Origin of the sequence: Polaromonas glacialis, from assembly GCF_000709345.1 — a bacterium.
GTDB lineage: Bacteria > Pseudomonadota > Gammaproteobacteria > Burkholderiales > Burkholderiaceae_C > Polaromonas > Polaromonas glacialis.
The window spans coordinates 805,710-822,692 of the sequence record NZ_KL448323.1; the positions used below are offsets into that span (position 1 = coordinate 805,710).

Consider the following 16,983-nt stretch of genomic DNA (forward strand, 5'->3'; position numbering starts at 1 on the left):
CTGCCGCACAAGGAAGCCTTCATGCCACGCGTCGTTTTCAATCAAAAAGGTGGAGTCGGCAAGTCCACCATCACCTGCAACCTGGCTGCCATCAGCGCCAGCCAGGGCTTGCGCACGCTGGTTGTCGATCTTGATCCGCAGGGCAACTCCAGCGCTTACCTGATGGGCGCCACCGCTACCGATGACCAGCCCGGCGTGGGCGGATTTTTTGAAAACACCCTGAGCTTCAGCCTGCGCACCGTTTCGCCGGCCGAATTCATCGTTGCCACGCCGCATGAAAATCTGGACCTGATGCCCTCCAGCCCCATCCTTGACGAGTTGCAGGCCAAGCTGGAGTCCCGGCACAAGATCTTCAAGCTGCGCGAGGCGCTGCAGCAACTGGCCGGCAGCTATGACCGGATTTACATCGATACCCCGCCAGCGCTCAATTTTTACACCCGCTCGGCGCTCATCGCGGCGCGCACCTGCCTGATTCCGTTTGACTGCGACGACTTTTCACGCAAGGCCTTGTACACCTTGCTGGAAAATGTGCAGGAAATCCAGGCTGACCACAACGCCCGGCTGGTGGTGGAAGGCATTGTGGTCAACCAGTTCCAGCCGCGCGCCAATCTGCCCCAGCGAATCGTCAACGAACTGATTGAAGAGGGTTTGCCTGTGCTGCATCCTTATCTGCCGGCTTCCATCCGGATTCGCGAATCGCACGAGCTGTCGCTGCCAATGATCTACATGGACCCCGGCCACAAGCTGACCCAGGCGCTGGTGGAACTGCATGCCGCGCTGGAGCCCTGAGCCGCCAGCTCTTCCATAAAACACTGGCAGCCCGCGCAAGGCGCCGCACGCGGGCTGCGGTTCAGGCGCTGCCCGGCCAATTTAGAATGCGTTCATGTCTTACCTAGTGCTCGCCCGCAAATACCGCCCCAGAAACTTTTCGGAAATGGTGGGTCAGTCGCATGTCGTGCAGGCGCTGGGCAATGCCCTTGGCACCGGGCGCTTGCACCATGCCTACCTGTTCACCGGCACCCGGGGAGTGGGCAAGACCACGGTGTCGCGCATCCTGGCCAAGTCGCTCAACTGCACCGGCATCGACGGGCAGGGCGGCATCACGGCAGAGCCCTGCGGCGTATGCGATGCCTGCCGCGACATCGACAGCGGCCGCTTTGTCGATTACACCGAACTCGACGCCGCATCCAACCGGGGCGTCGATGAAATCGCCCAGCTGCTGGAGCAGGCGGTGTACAAGCCGGTGGTGGGCCGCTTCAAGGTCTTCATGATCGACGAGGTTCACATGCTGACGAACACGGCGTTCAACGCCATGCTCAAGACGCTGGAGGAGCCGCCCGAATACCTCAAGTTCGTGCTGGCCACGACCGATCCGCAGAAAGTCCCGGCCACCGTGCTGTCGCGCTGCCTGCAGTTCAACCTGCGGCCAATGGCGCCCGAGACGGTGCTGGAGCACCTGGTTCATGTGCTGGCCATTGAAAACGTCCCGGCCGAGCCGCAAGCGCTGCGCCTGCTGTCGCGCGCCGCGCGCGGCTCGATGCGCGATGCGCTGTCGCTGACCGACCAGGCGATTGCCTTTGGCTCGGGCCGGCTCGACGAGGCCAGCGTGCGCGTCATGCTGGGCAGCGTGGACCGCAGCTATGTGTTTCGCCTGATCGACGCACTGGCGCGCGGCGATGGCCGCACGGTGGTCGAAACTTCCGAAGTGCTGCGGCTCAACGGGCTGAGCGCCGCTTCCACGCTTGAAGAAATGGCGACCATTTTGCAGCGCATGGCGGTGCTGCAGGCCGTTCCCGGCATCGGCGCGGGCGACGACGAAACCGACCCCGAGGTTGTCGAAACCGCCCGGCTGGCCCACGCCATGCCGGCTGACGAAACCCAGCTGCTCTACAGCCTGTGCCTGCACGGGCGTGGCGAGCTGGGCCTGGCGCCTGACGAATATGCCGCGCTGACCATGGTGCTTCTGCGCCTGCTGGCTTTCAAACCGACGGGCGCCGTCGTGCCCGCTGCCGCCGGGGCGCAGCCTGTCGCCCTCAAGCCTGCGCCGGGGAGTGCCGCCGAGCCGGCAAAAAAGTCGCTGCCTGAGCCGGCCCTGGCGCCTGCTGCCAGCCGACTCAATGCGGCCCCGGCCAGTCCTGCGGTGCTGCAGGAAGACCCGCTTCAAGCCTTGCCGGCCCAGGAGGTGCCTGCACCGCCACTGAAGGTGTTTTATGAGTTAAATAAGGCTTTTCTGCATGCTGGTATTGCGCTGAGTGCTATCAATAATGAAGCGTGTGCCGAGCCGGCGCCGGCGCCGGGTCAGCCATCGGCAGACACCGTCGGGCAAGATGATTCCCTTGGCGATACCTGGGTGCGGATCGTCAACGAGATGGTGGCCGCCGAATCCATTGCTGCCCTGACGCGCGAGCTGGCGCTGCAGTCGCAGCTGTGCGGCCAGGGCGAAGGCCTGTGGACCCTGCGCGTGGAGCGCGAGTCATTGAATCAGCCCGCAGCCCGTGAAAAGCTGCAGGTCGCGCTTCAGGCGGCACTGAACGATGACGCCCTCCGGCTGGCCATTGAACTGGGTGCCGTGACCGATACGCCGGCGCGCCGCAACAGCGCCGCCTTGGTCGAGCGCCAGCAGGCCGCCGAGCAGTTGATTCAGAACGACCCGTTTGTGCAGGACATGATCCGCCAATGGGGCGCCCGGATTGTCCCGGGCAGCATCAAGAGCGTTTCGTCCTGAGCCGTGACTGCGCTTTGCCGCAGTCAGCCGATATGATCAACGACCGTTTCAGCAACCCTATTTAAAGGAAAAAACATGTTCAACAAAGGACAACTCGCCGGCCTCATGAAGCAGGCGCAGGCCATGCAGGACAACCTGAAAAAAGCCCAGGACGACCTGGCGTTCGTCGAAGTCACGGCCGATGCCGGTGCCGGCCTGGTGAAAGTCACCATGACCTGCAAGCATGACGTCAAGCGCATCGAGATCGACCCCAGCCTGCTGACGGAAGACAAGGACATGCTTGAAGACCTGGTCGCCGCCGCCTTCAACGCCGCCGTGCGCAAGGCCGAGGAAGTCAGCCAGGAAAAAATGGGCAAGCTCACGGCGGGCATGCCGGCGCTGCCCGGCGGCATGAAGTTTCCCTTCTAGTTTTTTGCGGGACGGACCGGCGGACGCGCGCAGCGCAGCGTCGCTCGTTCCCCAACTGATCAAATTTCGCTTTCACCCACTCCATAAATGACCCCCTCCAATGCCCTTGACGGCCTGACCCAGGCGCTTCGCAAGCTGCCGGGCGTGGGCGCGAAGTCGGCTGCGCGCATGGCCTTTCACCTACTGCAGCACGACCGGCCGGGCGCCTTGCAGATTGCGCGGGCGCTGGACCATGCGGTGCAGAGCATCGGGCATTGCGCGCTGTGCAACACCCTGACCGAGCAGGCGCTTTGCGTGACATGCGCCAATCCGCACCGCGACCGCAGCAAGCTGTGCGTGGTGGAAACCCCGGCCGACCAGGCGGCGCTGGAGCGGACGCTGGCCTACCGTGGCCTGTATTTCGTGCTCATGGGCAAGCTCAGCCCGCTCGACGGCATAGGCCCGAACGACATCGGCCTGCAAAAACTGTTCGACCGCGTGGCGCCCCGGGACGACAGCGGGGAACTCCTGCCAGCCGCTGACCGTGAAGTGCAGGAAGTCATTCTGGCGACCAATTTCACCGCCGAAGGCGAGGCCACGGCGCATGTGATTGGCCAGGCGCTCAAAAGCCGCGGCATGCAGGTCACGCGCCTGGCGCGCGGCGTGCCGGTGGGCAGCGAACTGGAATATGTGGATCTGGGAACGATTGCCCACGCACTGACCGACCGGCGATAGGCGGACAGGCAGCCGGGGCCGCTGCCGGTCATCACAAAAGATAAGGTTTCTCATGACGCTTGCAAATTTCACGCTGGCCTACTGGTGCGTTCTGGTGGCCGCCTTGCTGCCCATCGTCTGCGCCGGCATTGCCAAATACGGCACCATGCGCGTCGCGCCGGGAAAAGGCGGCTTCGACAACAACGACCCCCGGGCCTGGCTGTCGCGCCAGACCGACTGGCGCGCACGCGCCAATGCGGCGCAGGCCAACACCTTCGAGGCCATTCCCTTCTTTTTTGCCGCGGTCATCATTGCCCACCAGATCCAGGCCAGTCAGGCCCGGCTCGACATCCTGGCCGTGCTGTTTATCGCACTGCGCATCATCTACATCGCGCTTTACGTCGGCAACGAGGCCAATGCGCGTTCCATCGTCTGGGCGCTGGCATTTTTCATCAACATCGGCATCCTTTTTTCCGGCTTTCGCTGACAGGTTTCCGGCCCTGAAGCCACGTCTTGTTACAAAAGGAGCGAGCGCTGGTACTAACCCGCACGGGATGACCCCGATGCGGTTTTTTTTCGGTCTCGATATGCTGAAACGCATGGCTACCGAGAAGAAAGAAAATTGGCATGGAACGATTTCCCCGCATGTCCCGGCGGCTATTTACCGGCGGCAGCATGCTGGCGGCAGCAACGCTGGCCTGGCCCACGTTGCATGCGCAAGGCCAGCCTGAAACCCGGAAAATCACCATCGCGGTGGAGAACAAGGCGGCTTTTTACAGCCTGCCCCTGACCATTTCCGAGCAGCTTGGCTATTTCCGGACGGAAGGCCTGAACGTGGGCATCAGCGACCATGAAAGCGGGGCGCAGGCCGTGCAGGCGCTGACAGGGAAATCGGCCGATATCTGTCTGGCGGGCTTCGAGCACATCATTCGCCTTCAGTCTGCCCAGCAGATGGTCCAGTCGTTCGTACTGCTCGGCAGGGCGCCCCAGATCGCCTTTGGCATTTCGACCAAAAGTCTGCCCCGCTTCAAGTCGATCGCCGATCTGAAGGGCAAAAAAATTGGTGTCGCCGCGCTGGCAGGCGCAAGCACCCTGGTGGCTTCCATGGTGCTGGCCCAAGGCGGGCTGAGAGCGGGTGATGTCAGTTTTCTGGAAGTCGGCGAGGTGGAAGGCGCACTGGCCGCGCTGCGTTCAGGCCAGGTGGATGCCATGAGCCATAGCGACCCGCTCATGACCATCCTGGAGCAAAAAGGCGAGGTCAGGATCATCAGTGACGCCCGTACCCTCAAGGGAACGACCGAGTTGTTCGGTGGGCCGATGCCTGCGGCCTGCCTGTTCGCGCCACTGGATTTCATCCGGAAAAACCCCAACACCTGCCAGGCGCTGGCCAATGCCATGGTGCGCGGCCTGAAGTGGCTCCAGACGGCCGGACCGGGGGACATCATCAAGACCGTTCCCGAAAATTACCTGCTGGGTGACCGGGGCCTGTACATTGCCTCGTTCAACAAGGCGCGCGAGTCCATTTCCCTGGACGGCATCCTGGCCGATGAAGCGCCGCGTACCGCCCTGAAGGCGATCGCCGGTTTTGACGCGAGCGTCAGAAGCAGCAGGATCGACCTGTCAAAGACCTATACCAATGAGTTTGCGCAGCGGGCCAAGGAACGCTTCAAGGCCTGAAGGAACACGGTCTGCAAACTGCAGTCTGTAGCGCGACGGTTGCGGAAACGGTTAAAAATATTCCTGTCGTCCTACAGGGCGTGCCGGCCGAGCTATTACAGTACCTGTTGAAATATCCGCACAGTCCAGCTTCTGGCTGCCTTTGAACCCATCAACAATAAATTTCCAGGTAAAAAACATGAATCTTTCAATGAGCATTGGTCCGATCGTCGCGCTGATCGCAGGCATTTTGATCCTGCTGATCCCACGGCTTTTGAACTACATCGTCGCCGTCTACCTGATCGTCATCGGGCTGATCGGGCTGTTTGGAACAGGCTCGCTGCGGATTTGATGCAAGCGGACGCCATGAAATTGAATCGCCGCAAATCACTTTCTTCTTGACTTGACCACCGCTTTTCCGGTGTCGCGCCTGACCGCCCGGACCGTGGTTTTGCCTTTCGATGCAGAAGGCTTTCTTGCCACATCGCCTGCAACGGCGCGTGCGGTGATGGGCAGGTACAGCACGACCTGGTGCCCCAGCTTGAAGGCTGCCTGGGCACTGACGTTGTTCCAGTTGGCCACATTGGCAGCGGCCAGGCCGTAGCGGCTGGCGACACTGGCAACCGACTCGCCCTTGCGCGCCCTGACCGTCGTGCGCCGCGTGGTGATTTCAGGCGCCAGCGAAACCTGGGCATTGTCCGCCACATGGCTGCTGACGTCGTTGCCCATCTGTGCCGTGCGCGGCACGAGCAGCGTCGAGCCGGCCTTGATGAGCATGCGGGGCGGAATGTTGTTCATGCTGCGCAGGTCGGCTTCGTTCATTCCGGTATGCCGTGCCGCTTCCGACGCGTTCATGGTGCTGGGCGCTGTCCAGGCGGTCCAGCTGGCGTATTGGCCCTGCGTATAGGCATCGAAGTTGCGCTGGAACACCAGTGCGTTGTCCCATGGCAGCAGGATCTGCGGCGTTCCCGCTGCCAGGATGACCGGGCGGCGTGCCGACGGGTTCAGCGCCTTGAAAACGTCAATTTCAACGTCGGCCAGCCGTGCGGCCAGGGCAACGTCGATATCCCGCGTGATCTGCACCTGCTGGAAATAGGGGTGGTTTTCAATCAGCGGCAGTTGCGTGCTGAATGCCTGCGGATTGGCAACGATATTTTTAACCGCCTGCAGCTTGGGCACATACAGCCGGGTTTCCGCCGGCATGTTGAGCTCGTCATAGGTCGTTCCCAGCCCGGCTTTCTGGTTTTTGGCAATGGCCCGGCCCACGCTGCCTTCGCCCCAGTTGTAGGCGGCCAGCGCCAGATGCCAGTCGCCGAACATGCCATGGAGTTTTTGCAGGTAGTCCAGCGCGGCGCGCGTCGACGCCAGCACGTCGCGGCGGTCATCCCTAAAATCGTTTTGCTTGAGGGAAAAGTATTTGCCAGTTGCCGGCATGAACTGCCACATGCCCGCCGCCTTGGCGCTGGACACTGCCTGCGGGTTGAAGGCGCTTTCAATGAAGGGCAGCAGCGCCAGTTCGGTGGGCATCTGGCGGCGCTCCAGTTCTTCGACGATGTGAAACAGGTATTTGCTGGAGCGCTCGGTCATGCGCTGGATGTAATCCGGACGGCTGGCATACCACTGCTCACGGTCGGTCACCAGCTCGTTTTGCAAGTCGGGCATGGCAAAACCCCGGCGAATCCGGTCCCAGAGTTCCTTGGGCGGCTCGGTCGATGCAATCGGGAAAGAACTGATCTGGCCCGGCGTGATGGCGCGCAGCGGCCCCGTTTGAATCCTTTGTCCCGGGACCGTCCCCGGTCCGGTGGACAGCACCGGATCGTCCGGCAGGCCTGGCGCCTGCGTGGCGCACCCTGCCAGCACGGCCATCGCCAGCAGGAGCGCCAGCGAAACAAATCGAAAGCCAAAAAAGGAAAAAGAAAAGACAGGAAAAAAGGAAAGCGGGGCGGTTCTAGGGGCAGGCGTCATTTGAATTGGTTTTTCCATTGCCGCAAGGCGGCAAATACGGTGGTGTCGTCATGGGTTGACGCATCAAAGTGGTGAACGGCGGCCATGATGTTGGCTTGGCGCGTGCGTAAAAAAGGATTGATCAGGACTTCCTGGCCGATGGAGGTGGGGAGGGTCGGCTTGCCTTGCTCGCGCAACTGGCGGCAATGCTGCGCATAGGCTGCCAGAGCCGCATTATCAGGCTCAACGGCCAGCGCAAAGCGCAGGTTGTCCAGCGTGTACTCGTGCGCGCAGCAGACGCGGGTTGCGCCGGGCAATGCGGCGAGCTTGTCCAGCGATGCCAGCATTTGCGCCGGCGTTCCTTCGAACAGCCTGCCGCAGCCCCCGGAAAAAAGCGTGTCGCCGCAAAAAAGCAGCGGCTCGCCATCCATGTCGGGGGTATAGAAGGCAATATGCCCTGCGGTGTGGCCTGGCACATCGAGCACCTGGAAATCCAGGCCGAGGGTAGCGACCCGATCGCCTTCGCGCAGCGGCTGGAAGGGCGACGGAATGCGTTCGGTCGCCGGGCCATACACCGTGGCGCCGGTCGCCTTGCGCAGCGCATCGACGCCGCCGGTATGGTCCGCATGGTGGTGCGTGACTAGAATTGATTCCAGTTGCAGTCGGGAGGCTTGCAGTGCCTGCATTACCGGCTCGGCGTCGCCCGGGTCCACGACCAGGGCGCGCTTGCCGTCATGCAGCAACCACAGGTAGTTGTCGGCAAAAGCGGAAACAGGAATCAAATACATGCAGTGGTCTCGATGAAGTCGGAAATTATAGGATTGACCGATTGGCTGAACACTCCGCCGGGAGCCTATCTGCTGGCTTGGGAACGTGCACACTTTGACTTGGCCGTCAGCGACATTTTTGGCTACCACGCCCTGCAGCTGGGATTTCCGGAACTCGACGCCCTGCAGGCCAACCGCATGCCGCACAAATGGCTGGCCCTTTCTTCCCTCGAAAACCAGACTTTACCGCGCCCTTCAAGAAACATTTCAGAGCATCGGACAGGGCTTGACCCCGTAAGTTCCCCGCACGCTGCCTTGTACACCGATTCGGCAGCGCTGCCTTTTCCCGAGAGCAGCCTGGACCTGGTGGCCTTGCCGCACACGCTTGAGTTGGGCGGCGACCCGCATTCCGCCTTGCGCGAGGTGGCCCGCGTCCTGGTTCCCGAGGGGCGAGTGGTCATCAGCGGCTTCAATCCGGCCAGTCTATGGGGCATGCGCCAGCGGCGCGACCATCTTTACCAGCGCTTTGGCCACAAGGGGCTTTTTTTGCCGGACGCCGGCGAATACATTGGCTACTGGCGGCTTCGCGACTGGCTCAGGCTGCTCGATTTCGAGGTGGAATCGGCGCAGTTTGGCTGCTACCGGCCAGCACTCAACAGCCAGAAGTGGCTGGACCGCTTTGACTGGATGGACCACGCCGGCAAACGCTGGTGGCCGATCTTCGGGGCAGTTTATTTTCTGGTGGCCGTCAAGCATGTGCGCGGCATGCGTTTGCTGGAGCCCGCCTGGAAAACGCGCAGATCACCCGTGGCGGCACCGGCCATCGTGGCCAGCAAAATGCCCGCCGACTGCGTCAAAATCAGCGGCTGAGCTTTTTTCCCCTTTCAACCCACCAGGCGTGCCTGGCACCACAAGCAACCCATGACCGATTCAGCAGCAGCGCCAAGCTTTCCCAACCAACACGTCGTGATTTATACCGACGGCGCCTGCAAGGGCAACCCCGGCCCCGGAGGCTGGGGCGCCTTGCTGGCCGGAGGCGGCACAGAAAAGGAAATATTCGGTGGCGAACTCGGCACCACCAACAACCGCATGGAGATGACCGCCGTCATCGAGGCGCTCGCGGCGCTGAAAAAACCATGCACCGTGACGCTCTACCTCGACAGCCAGTACGTGCTCAAGGGCATCACCGAATGGATTCACGGCTGGAAAGCCCGGGGCTGGCGAACCGCGGCCAAGGCACCGGTCAAGAACGTCGATTTGTGGCAGCGGCTGGACGCGCTGCTGGTGTCCAGCGGCCACACCATCGACTGGCGCTGGGTCCGGGGCCACAACGGCGATCCGGGCAACGAGCGCGCCGATGCGCTGGCCAACAAGGGCGTGGAGCGCGCGCTGGGACGCATTTGATCGGTCCTGCGATGTTATCGGCCCGCTTGAGCGGTTGCTATCCTCCGGACCAACCGGTCAAGTCTTTGCAGAGCGTGTGCAGCATGTCCCGGATGCGGACCGGGCCACTGCGAGTTGCCTGACATCCTGCTACATTGAAAGGCTGTTTTTTTCACCCCAAGTCACCTTGCAACCACCTCATGGCCTCAAAAGCAATCTATACCGTGGTCGCCGTGGCGGGCATCGCAGCGGCTTCAGGCGCCGCCTGGTGGTACCAGAAACCCAGGGCCGTTGATCCAACCGTTGCGGGTGCAGCCGCTTCCGCACCCGCGCGAGGCGCTGCCGCAAGCCCTGGGGCTGCTGCAAAGCCACCTTCGGTCGAGGTGGCTCGGGTCGAACTGGTACGGCTGATTGACGACACCCGGACCGTCGGCAGCCTGCGTTCGAGCCGGAGCGTGGTGCTCCGTCCCGAGGTCAGCGGCCGCATCACCCAGCTTAATTTCACCGACGGCCAGCGCGTGCGCAAGGGCCAGGTGCTGGTGCAGTTTGACGACCAGTTGCCGCAGGCGCAAATCCAGCAAAGCCAGGCCGAACTGTCCATCGCCCAGGCCAACCAGAAGCGCAACCAGGAACTGGTGGCGCAAAACTTCATCAGCCAGCGCTCGCTCGATGAAAGCGCGGCCAATCTGCAAGTCGCCCAGGCCAAGCTGTCGCTGGCCAGGGCCACGGCGGCGCGGCTGAAGATCATCGCGCCGTTTGACGGCATTGCCGGTATTCGCCAGGTCAACGTCGGCGACTACCTCAAGGACGGCGCCGACATCGTCAACATCGAGGACATCGACGCCCTGTATGTTGATTTCAGGCTGCCCGAGCGCTTCCAGAGCAAGGTCAGGCGCGGCCAGACGGCGCAGCTCGACATCGACGCGCTGCCCGGCCAGCGCTATACCGCACAGATCCAGGCGATTGATCCGCTGATCGACGCCAACGGGCGGTCGGTCGGCATCCGCGGCTGCATCGACAACCGGGCGCTGCAGTTGCGCCCCGGCATGTTTGCACGGGTGAATGCCGTTTTCGGCGTTCGCGACAATGCCAGCGTCATACCTGAAGAAGCGATTGTTCCGCAAAGCGGCAAGCAGTTTGTCATCAAGCTGCTCGAAGGGCCGAGTGAAGCGACCCGGAAAACCCAGCGCGTCGAGGTCAAGGTGGGTCTGCGCAGTCCGGGCAAGGTCGAAATCCTGGAAGGGCTGGCGCCCGGCGACACCGTGGTCAGGACCGGCCAGCAGCGAATCCAGAAGGACGGCACGGTCGTCACGGTGGTGGATCTGTCCGGCGGCACAACTGCCGGTGCAACGGCCACTGAGAAAAAACCGGCCGGTGCGGCATCCGCCGATCACGCTTCGGCTGCTACGGCCGCCGGAAAAGCAGCGCCGTCAGGCCCCAAGCCGTGTGGCTCCATTATTTCGCTGACGCCTGCCGCCGGCGTGGTGCCCACCGGCAGCGCGGCCCCGGCCGTAGCCAGCCCCGCCTCTCCTGCGATCCGAAATCCGGGGTGAGTACCTGTCGTCTGCCCGAATTCCCGTGACCAACGCCGTACCGCCCCATGCAACTCGCTGAAACCTCCATTCGCCGGCCGGTGTTCGCCACCGTGCTGTCGCTGCTCATCGTGCTGATCGGCGCGGTCAGCTTCAACCGGCTGACCGTGCGCGAATACCCCAAGATCGACGAGCCGGTCGTGACCGTGAGCGTGCGTTATGCCGGCGCATCGGCCGAGGTCATCGAATCGCAGGTGACCAAGCCGCTGGAAGACTCGATTGCCGGCATTGACGGCGTCGATGTCATCACCTCTATCAGCCGCGCCGACCAGGGGCAGATCAGCGTGCGTTTCCGGCTGGAGAAAGACGCCGATTCCGCCGCCGCCGAGGTGCGCGACCGCACCTCGCGGGTGCGCAACCGCCTGCCGCAAGCGATCGAGGAGCCGGTGATCGCCAAGGTCGAGGCCGACGCGTTCCCGGTCATCCAGCTGGCGTTTTCCAGCGAGACCATGACGCCGCTGCAGATCAACGACCTGGTCAACCGCGTCGTCAAGCCGCGCCTGCAAACCGTCACCGGCGTGGCCGACGTGCGCATCTTCGGCGAACGCAAGTACGCCATGCGCGTCTGGCTGGATACCGACAAGCTGGCGTCTTACCGGCTGACCACGCAGGACGTCGAGGACGCGATTCGCCGCAGCAACCTGGAACTGCCTGCCGGCCGCATCGAATCGCAGCAGCGCGAATTCAGCGTGACCGCACAGACCGACCTGATCCGGCCGGCGCAGTTTGGCGAGATCGTCATCAAGACCGTCAACGGGTTTTCGGTCCGGGTGCGCGACGTGGCCCGTGTCGAGGAGGGCGCGGCCGACGAGCGCACGGTGGTCCGGCTCAATGGCCGAGCTGCCGTCGGCGTCGGCGTGATCCGCCAGGCCACGGCCAACCCGCTCGATTTGTCCAAGGGCGTGCAGACTGCCATTCCCCAGCTGAAGGCAGACCTGCCGCCCGATGTGCTGATCGACATTGCCAACGACAACTCGGTGTTCATCGACCGCTCGGTCAAGAACGTGTACCAGACCATTTTTGAGGCCGTCCTGCTGGTCGCGCTGGTGATCTTCGTGTTCCTGCGCACCTTGCGCGCGTCCATCATTCCGATCATCACCATCCCGGTCAGCCTGATCGGCACCTTCGCGCTGATGGCGCTGGCCGGCTTCACCATCAACACGCTCACGCTGCTGGCGCTGGTGCTGGCCATTGGCCTGGTGGTGGACGACGCCATCGTGATGCTGGAAAACATCTTTCGCCACATCGAGGAAGGCATGGACCCGTTTTCGGCCGGCATCAAGGGCGCCCGCGAGATCGGCTTTGCCATCATCACCATGACCGCCACGCTGGTGGCGGTGTATGCGCCGCTGGCCTTCACGCCGGGGCGCACCGGCCGGCTGTTCGTCGAGTTCGCGCTGGCGCTGGCCGGCGCGGTGGTGGTGTCGGGCGTGGTGGCGCTGACGCTCACGCCCATGCTGTGCACGCTGCTGCTCAAGCACAATCCCGAGCCGAACCGCTTCGACAGCACCATGGAGCGCGTGCTGACCGGCATTTCGGACCGCTACGGCGCGCTGCTGCGCTGGATCGTCACGGCGCGTTTCGTGCCCCAGGCCGGCGGCGCGGGACAACGATTGAAAGGCTGGGTGCTGCAGGCGCGCTGGCTGGTGCTGGCGGTCATGCTGCTCAGCGGCGCGGCCATTTTGCTGATCTTCCCGACCATGAAGCAGGAACTCTCGCCCATGGAGGACCGGGGCGTGATTCTGGCGAGCGTCAACGCGCCCGACGGCTCCACGCTCGGCTTCACTAACCGCTATGCCCAGGAGCTTGAAAAGATGGGCCAGCCGTTCAAGGAATTCGACCGCATCTTCGCCAACGTGGGCAACCCGACGGTGGCGCAGGCCAGCGTGGTCTACCGCACCGTGGACTGGAAAGACCGCACGCGTTCGACCATGGACATGGCGCGCGAGCTGAGCCCCAAGTTCAATGCGCTGCCCGGCGTGACGGCGTTCCCGATCACGCCGCCCTCGCTGGGCCAGGGCTTTCGCGAGCGGCCGCTCAATTTCGTCATCCAGACCTCGGAAAGCTACCAGAACCTCAACGTCGTGGTGCGCCAGATGCTTGACGAGATCGCCAAAAATCCCGGCATCGTCTCGCCCGACGTGGACCTGCGGCTGAACAAGCCCGAACTGCGCATCGAGGTCCAGCGCGACAAGGCCGCCGACCTGGGCGTGAGCGTCGAAGTCGTGGCCAAGGCCATCGAGACGCTGCTGGGCGGGCGCAACGTGACCCGCTACAAGCGCGATGCCGAGCAGTACGACGTGGTGGTGCAGACAGCCGCCAGCGGCCGAACCACGCCCGAGGACATCGACCGCATTTTCGTGCGCGGCCGCAATGACGCCATGATCCCGCTGTCCAGCCTGGTCAAGGTGACAGAAAGCGTGTCGCCGCGCGAGTTGAACCACTTTGGCCAGCGCCGCTCGGTGTCCATTACCGCCAGCCTGGCGTCCGACTATTCGCTGGGCGAAGCCCTGGCGTTCATGGACCAGACCGCTGCCAAGGTGCTCAAGACCGGCTACAGCACCGACCTGAACGGCACATCGCGCGAGTTCAGGAATTCGCAGGGCGCGCTGGTGATCGTGTTCGTGCTGGCGCTGGTGTTCATTTTCCTGGTGCTGGCCGCGCAGTTCGAAAGCTTTGTCGATCCGCTGGTGATCATGCTGTCGGTGCCGCTGTCGATGATCGGCGCGCTGCTGGCCCTGAAATGGAGCGGCGGCTCGCTCAACGTCTATTCGCAGATCGGCCTGATCACGCTGGTCGGCTTGATCACCAAGCATGGCATTTTGATTGTCGAGTTCACCAACCAGTTGCGCATGCAGGGCATGGAAATGATCGACGCGCTGGTGAAAGCGTCGTCGCAGCGGCTTCGCCCGATTTTGATGACCACCGGCGCCATGGTGCTGGGCGCCTTGCCGCTGGCGCTGGCCTCAGGCGCGGGGGCTGAAAGCCGCACCCAGATCGGCTGGGTCATCGTGGGCGGCATGTCGCTGGGCACGCTGCTGACGGTGTTTGTCGTGCCGACGATGTACGCGCTGTTTGCCCGAAAAGCCGTGCCGGGCGCCAAAACCGCCGAGGTGCGCAATGCGCCCGCCGGGCACGAGGCGCTGGTCGGTAAATAAGCCGTTTCGGTTTTTTGCCCACCTCAAGCCAGGCGCGATTAAGGGTTGACCCTGATTTTCTTCCGGCCTTTTGGATTGGCCGAAAGCCCTGATGCACCACTTTTGCTCAAATACCCGTGAATCAGCCTTGCGCTGGCCGGGTATTCAAACGACAAGGTGGAAATGATGAAACTGCTGATCTGGGGCTTGACCGGTTTTCTGGCGCTGCTGTGGACAGGCGCCGCCGCCATGCTGGCTGCTGCTGTCAACTGGCTGGCCGCATCGTCCGCTGATCCGGCGATTCGCGGTGCGCAGGCCATGGCGCAGTGGCCGCTGCCCGACTGGATGCCGCCCGGCGTCATCGAACCGTTGAAGGCGGGCATCAGCGAACTGCTGGGTTCGGTGGTCACTGCCACCAGCTGGATTGCGCCAATGCTGGGCTGGCTGTCGCCGGTGATCTGGGTCGTCTGGGCTCTGGTGCTGGCACTGATGCTGGCGCTGGCTGGCGGCGCTCACCTGCTGGTAGGCCGCAACAAGCCGCGCCTGGCCGCCTGACCGGCAAGGCGTCTAGATGGCGCCGTCGAACATCATCACATCGACTTCATCGCCCACGGCCACGTTGCCCTGGCCGTGGTGCAGCACGATGAGCCCGTTGGCCTCGGCCATCGAGCGCAGCACGCCCGAGCCCTGGCTGCCGGTGGTCCTGACGTGCAGGCTGCCATCCGGTGCGTTGCTCACGCGGCCGCGCTGGTACTCGGTGCGGCCGGGTTTCTTGCGGATGGCTTCCAGGCTGCGCGCCCTGAGCAGCACCTCGGGCTCTGGCCGGGCGCCCATCATCTGCAGCAGGGCAGGGCGCACAAAGGCCAGAAAGGTCACCATCACCGCCACCGGATTGCCGGGCAATCCGAAGAGTACAGCGCCTTTACTATCGTTTTGATAGCTGTAAATTCCGGCAGGACGTGCGGAGAAGGCCGATCTGATGCTTGAAATGCGTCCCACGGCCATCGGGCGGCCCGGCCGCATGGCGATGCGCCAGAACGCCACGTCGCCAAGCTTTTTCATCATGGCCTTGGTGTAGTCGGCCTCGCCCACGCTGACACCACCCGAGGTGATGATGGCGTCGGCCTGCATGGCCGCTTGCGTGAACGCCACTTCGAGCAGCGCCGGCTCGTCGCGTACCACGCCCAGGTCGATGACCTGGCAACCCAGCCGGCTGAGCAGGCCGAACACGGTGTAGCGGTTGCTGTCGTACACCGCGCCTTCGCGCGGCGCCTCGCCAAGCGACAGGATTTCGTCGCCGGTCGAGAAGTAGGCCACGCGCAGGGGTCGCCATGTTGACAATGTTTTAAGGCCCAAAGAGGCCGCCAGCCCAAGGCGGGCAGGCTTCAGCAGCTCGCCTTTTTGTAGCGCCGGCTTGCCCTGCGCCAGGTCTTCGCCACGCAGGCGGCGGTTGTCGCCAGTGCGCATCAGGCCTGGGGGAATCGTGATCATTTGAACGTCATCAGCCCGGCTCGACGTGACAAATTCCTGTGGAACCACGGTGTCCAGGCCGGCCGGCATCACCGCCCCGGTCATGATCTTCACGCACCGGCCGGGCGAAATGCTGCCCTGCCACGCCTTGCCCGCCAGCGCCGTGCCGACGACCTGCAATTCAAGCGCGGAATCCGGCCTGAGTTGCGCGCCATTGAAGGCATAGCCGTCCATGGCCGAGTTGTCATGCGGCGGCACGTCGAATGGTGAAACCACATCGGCCGCCAGCACCCGGCCCAGCGCTTCGAACAAGGGCAGTTCAATCGCGTCCTGCACCGGCGTCACCAGCCGGGCCAGAAAATCGCGCACGCCGTCGGCGGTCATCGCCTGCGGGTCGTAGCCCTGCAACTGGGCGGCAATCTGGTCAATGGCGTTCACGGTTGCTTCGCTTCGAGCTGGTGCAGTTCGGCCAGCGTGTTGGCATTGAAAAAAGCGTGCAACTCGTCGCCCGGCTGATCAAACGGCACGATGACCGTGTGGTGCTGCGCCGTCCAGGCGTCGATCTTGCGCCCGCCCGCCTGCGTGAACCGCGCCAGGCTTTCCAGCATGTCAACGCCCATCAGGCAAAACACCGGCTGCGGCCGCAACTGCCCGTCTTCCTCGCGCGCGGCGGCCACGGCAAAGTCGGCATTTTCACGCGCCATCGCGTCGGCCATCCGCGCCACCAGGTCGGCGGGAAACAGCGGCGTGTCGCACGGGACGGTGAGCAGATAAGGCGTTTCGCAGCGCTCCAGCCCGGTGATGAAACCCGCCAGCGGCCCGGCGTATTCGCCCAGGGCGGTCGCGTCGGGCCAGACCGGCGTGCCGAATGATTCGTAGGCCGACAGGTTGCGATTGGCATTGATCATGATTTCGCCGACCTGGGGCGACAGCCGCATCAAGGTGTGCAGGGCGAGCGGGATGCCGTTGAAGTTCTGCAGGCCCTTGTCCACGCCCCCCATGCGCGAGCCGCGCCCGCCCGCCAGGATCACGCCGGTGATGGCTTCGGCGTGCAAGGGCGTCGTCATGTTCATAGTCATCGAAAGTTCCTAAAAGTGCGCATTATGCAGAGCAACAAGTGCGGGAGTGCCGATCACTACACGCGTGGGGTGGGCAGTCCATTGCCAGCAGGGGCCGCGGAGCCGGCTTAGCCGGGCCGCAGGCGCAGC

At 63.4% G+C, this 16,983-nt stretch carries 16 protein-coding genes; 12 read left to right on the forward strand and 4 right to left on the reverse strand.

Annotated features, from left to right (window positions below; all coding sequences use genetic code 11):
* Positions 1 to 21: 21 nt before the first annotated feature.
* From EC86_RS0104225 to EC86_RS27540, 7 genes are all read left to right on the forward strand, one after another.
* Positions 22 to 789, forward strand: a complete 768-nt coding sequence (locus EC86_RS0104225; RefSeq protein ID WP_029524438.1) for a ParA family protein — start codon at positions 22 to 24, stop codon at positions 787 to 789.
* 94 nt (positions 790 to 883) lie between these two features.
* Positions 884 to 2,725 carry a DNA polymerase III subunit gamma/tau gene (gene dnaX / locus EC86_RS0104230; RefSeq protein WP_029524439.1) on the forward strand — a complete coding sequence of 614 codons (1,842 nt, stop codon included), beginning with the start codon at positions 884 to 886 and terminating at the stop codon, positions 2,723 to 2,725.
* Positions 2,726 to 2,800: 75 nt separating this feature from the next.
* Positions 2,801 to 3,133 (forward strand): YbaB/EbfC family nucleoid-associated protein, encoded by a 333-nt coding sequence (locus EC86_RS0104235; protein ID WP_029524440.1) that lies wholly within the window; start codon positions 2,801 to 2,803, stop codon positions 3,131 to 3,133.
* An 87-nt stretch (positions 3,134 to 3,220) separates the two neighbouring features.
* Entirely contained in the window at positions 3,221 to 3,847 is a 627-nt protein-coding gene (gene recR, locus EC86_RS0104240; protein WP_029524441.1) for a recombination mediator RecR, read from the forward strand.
* A 52-nt stretch (positions 3,848 to 3,899) separates the two neighbouring features.
* Positions 3,900 to 4,313, forward strand: coding sequence for an MAPEG family protein (locus tag EC86_RS0104245; protein ID WP_029524442.1), 414 nt, complete (start codon positions 3,900 to 3,902; stop codon positions 4,311 to 4,313).
* 140 nt (positions 4,314 to 4,453) lie between these two features.
* Positions 4,454 to 5,503, forward strand: a complete 1,050-nt coding sequence (locus EC86_RS0104250) for an ABC transporter substrate-binding protein (RefSeq protein WP_051675714.1) — start codon at positions 4,454 to 4,456, stop codon at positions 5,501 to 5,503.
* 178 nt (positions 5,504 to 5,681) lie between these two features.
* A complete protein-coding gene (locus EC86_RS27540) occupies positions 5,682 to 5,834 on the forward strand; it encodes a DUF3096 domain-containing protein (RefSeq protein ID WP_011801075.1) in 153 nt (50 codons plus the stop codon).
* A 35-nt stretch (positions 5,835 to 5,869) separates the two neighbouring features.
* Here EC86_RS27540 and EC86_RS0104260 read toward each other — a convergent pair whose 3' ends face one another.
* Entirely contained in the window at positions 5,870 to 7,447 is a 1,578-nt protein-coding gene (locus EC86_RS0104260; protein ID WP_029524444.1) for a transglycosylase SLT domain-containing protein, read from the reverse strand.
* Positions 7,444 to 8,214 carry a hydroxyacylglutathione hydrolase gene (gene gloB / locus EC86_RS0104265; RefSeq protein WP_029524445.1) on the reverse strand — a complete coding sequence of 257 codons (771 nt, stop codon included), beginning with the start codon at positions 8,212 to 8,214 and terminating at the stop codon, positions 7,444 to 7,446. Before gloB ends, EC86_RS0104260 begins: the two co-directional genes overlap by 4 nt.
* A 12-nt stretch (positions 8,215 to 8,226) precedes the next feature.
* Between gloB and EC86_RS0104270 the strand changes: the two genes are divergently transcribed.
* The 5 genes from EC86_RS0104270 to EC86_RS0104290 all read left to right on the forward strand — a co-directional run bounded on the left by EC86_RS0104270 (position 8,227) and on the right by EC86_RS0104290 (position 14,860).
* Complete coding sequence (locus EC86_RS0104270) at positions 8,227 to 9,063, forward strand: class I SAM-dependent methyltransferase (RefSeq protein WP_029524446.1); 837 nt, start codon at positions 8,227 to 8,229, stop codon at positions 9,061 to 9,063.
* A 51-nt stretch (positions 9,064 to 9,114) separates the two neighbouring features.
* Positions 9,115 to 9,597: a ribonuclease HI gene (gene rnhA, locus EC86_RS0104275; protein WP_029524447.1), complete on the forward strand. Its 483-nt coding sequence runs from the start codon at positions 9,115 to 9,117 to the stop codon at positions 9,595 to 9,597.
* A gap of 179 nt (positions 9,598 to 9,776) precedes the next feature.
* On the forward strand, positions 9,777 to 11,129 hold the full coding sequence (locus EC86_RS0104280) for an efflux RND transporter periplasmic adaptor subunit (protein ID WP_029524448.1): 1,353 nt from the start codon (positions 9,777 to 9,779) through the stop codon (positions 11,127 to 11,129).
* A 47-nt stretch (positions 11,130 to 11,176) separates the two neighbouring features.
* Entirely contained in the window at positions 11,177 to 14,326 is a 3,150-nt protein-coding gene (locus EC86_RS0104285; RefSeq protein ID WP_029524449.1) for an efflux RND transporter permease subunit, read from the forward strand.
* Between the two features lie 165 nt (positions 14,327 to 14,491).
* Positions 14,492 to 14,860 carry a hypothetical protein gene (locus EC86_RS0104290; RefSeq protein ID WP_198026756.1) on the forward strand — a complete coding sequence of 123 codons (369 nt, stop codon included), beginning with the start codon at positions 14,492 to 14,494 and terminating at the stop codon, positions 14,858 to 14,860.
* 12 nt (positions 14,861 to 14,872) lie between these two features.
* Here the strand turns inward: EC86_RS0104290 and moeA are convergent, their stop codons facing one another.
* Positions 14,873 to 16,213 carry a molybdopterin molybdotransferase MoeA gene (moeA, locus tag EC86_RS0104295; protein ID WP_029524451.1) on the reverse strand — a complete coding sequence of 447 codons (1,341 nt, stop codon included), beginning with the start codon at positions 16,211 to 16,213 and terminating at the stop codon, positions 14,873 to 14,875.
* Positions 16,210 to 16,854 (reverse strand): molybdenum cofactor guanylyltransferase MobA, encoded by a 645-nt coding sequence (gene mobA / locus EC86_RS0104300; protein ID WP_036771822.1) that lies wholly within the window; start codon positions 16,852 to 16,854, stop codon positions 16,210 to 16,212. Before mobA ends, moeA begins: the two co-directional genes overlap by 4 nt.
* Positions 16,855 to 16,983 lie beyond the last annotated feature (129 nt).

Excerpts from the sequence above, each read along its gene's own strand:
- EC86_RS0104285 (WP_029524449.1), top strand. The coding sequence starts at position 11,177 with ATGCAACTCGCTGAAACCTCCATTCGCCGGCCGGTGTTCGCCACCGTG.
- EC86_RS0104260 (WP_029524444.1), bottom strand. The coding sequence starts at position 7,447 with ATGACGCCTGCCCCTAGAACCGCCCCGCTTTCCTTTTTTCCTGTCTTT.
- EC86_RS0104225 (WP_029524438.1), top strand. The coding sequence starts at position 22 with ATGCCACGCGTCGTTTTCAATCAAAAAGGTGGAGTCGGCAAGTCCACC.
- EC86_RS0104290 (WP_198026756.1), top strand. The coding sequence starts at position 14,492 with ATGAAACTGCTGATCTGGGGCTTGACCGGTTTTCTGGCGCTGCTGTGG.
- EC86_RS0104280 (WP_029524448.1), top strand. The coding sequence starts at position 9,777 with ATGGCCTCAAAAGCAATCTATACCGTGGTCGCCGTGGCGGGCATCGCA.
- recR (WP_029524441.1), top strand. The coding sequence starts at position 3,221 with ATGACCCCCTCCAATGCCCTTGACGGCCTGACCCAGGCGCTTCGCAAG.
- EC86_RS0104245 (WP_029524442.1), top strand. The coding sequence starts at position 3,900 with ATGACGCTTGCAAATTTCACGCTGGCCTACTGGTGCGTTCTGGTGGCC.
- rnhA (WP_029524447.1), top strand. The coding sequence starts at position 9,115 with ATGACCGATTCAGCAGCAGCGCCAAGCTTTCCCAACCAACACGTCGTG.
- gloB (WP_029524445.1), bottom strand. The coding sequence starts at position 8,214 with ATGTATTTGATTCCTGTTTCCGCTTTTGCCGACAACTACCTGTGGTTG.
- EC86_RS0104250 (WP_051675714.1), top strand. The coding sequence starts at position 4,454 with ATGGAACGATTTCCCCGCATGTCCCGGCGGCTATTTACCGGCGGCAGC.
- EC86_RS27540 (WP_011801075.1), top strand. The coding sequence starts at position 5,682 with ATGAATCTTTCAATGAGCATTGGTCCGATCGTCGCGCTGATCGCAGGC.
- EC86_RS0104270 (WP_029524446.1), top strand. The coding sequence starts at position 8,227 with ATGAAGTCGGAAATTATAGGATTGACCGATTGGCTGAACACTCCGCCG.
- dnaX (WP_029524439.1), top strand. The coding sequence starts at position 884 with ATGTCTTACCTAGTGCTCGCCCGCAAATACCGCCCCAGAAACTTTTCG.
- EC86_RS0104235 (WP_029524440.1), top strand. The coding sequence starts at position 2,801 with ATGTTCAACAAAGGACAACTCGCCGGCCTCATGAAGCAGGCGCAGGCC.
- mobA (WP_036771822.1), bottom strand. The coding sequence starts at position 16,854 with ATGACTATGAACATGACGACGCCCTTGCACGCCGAAGCCATCACCGGC.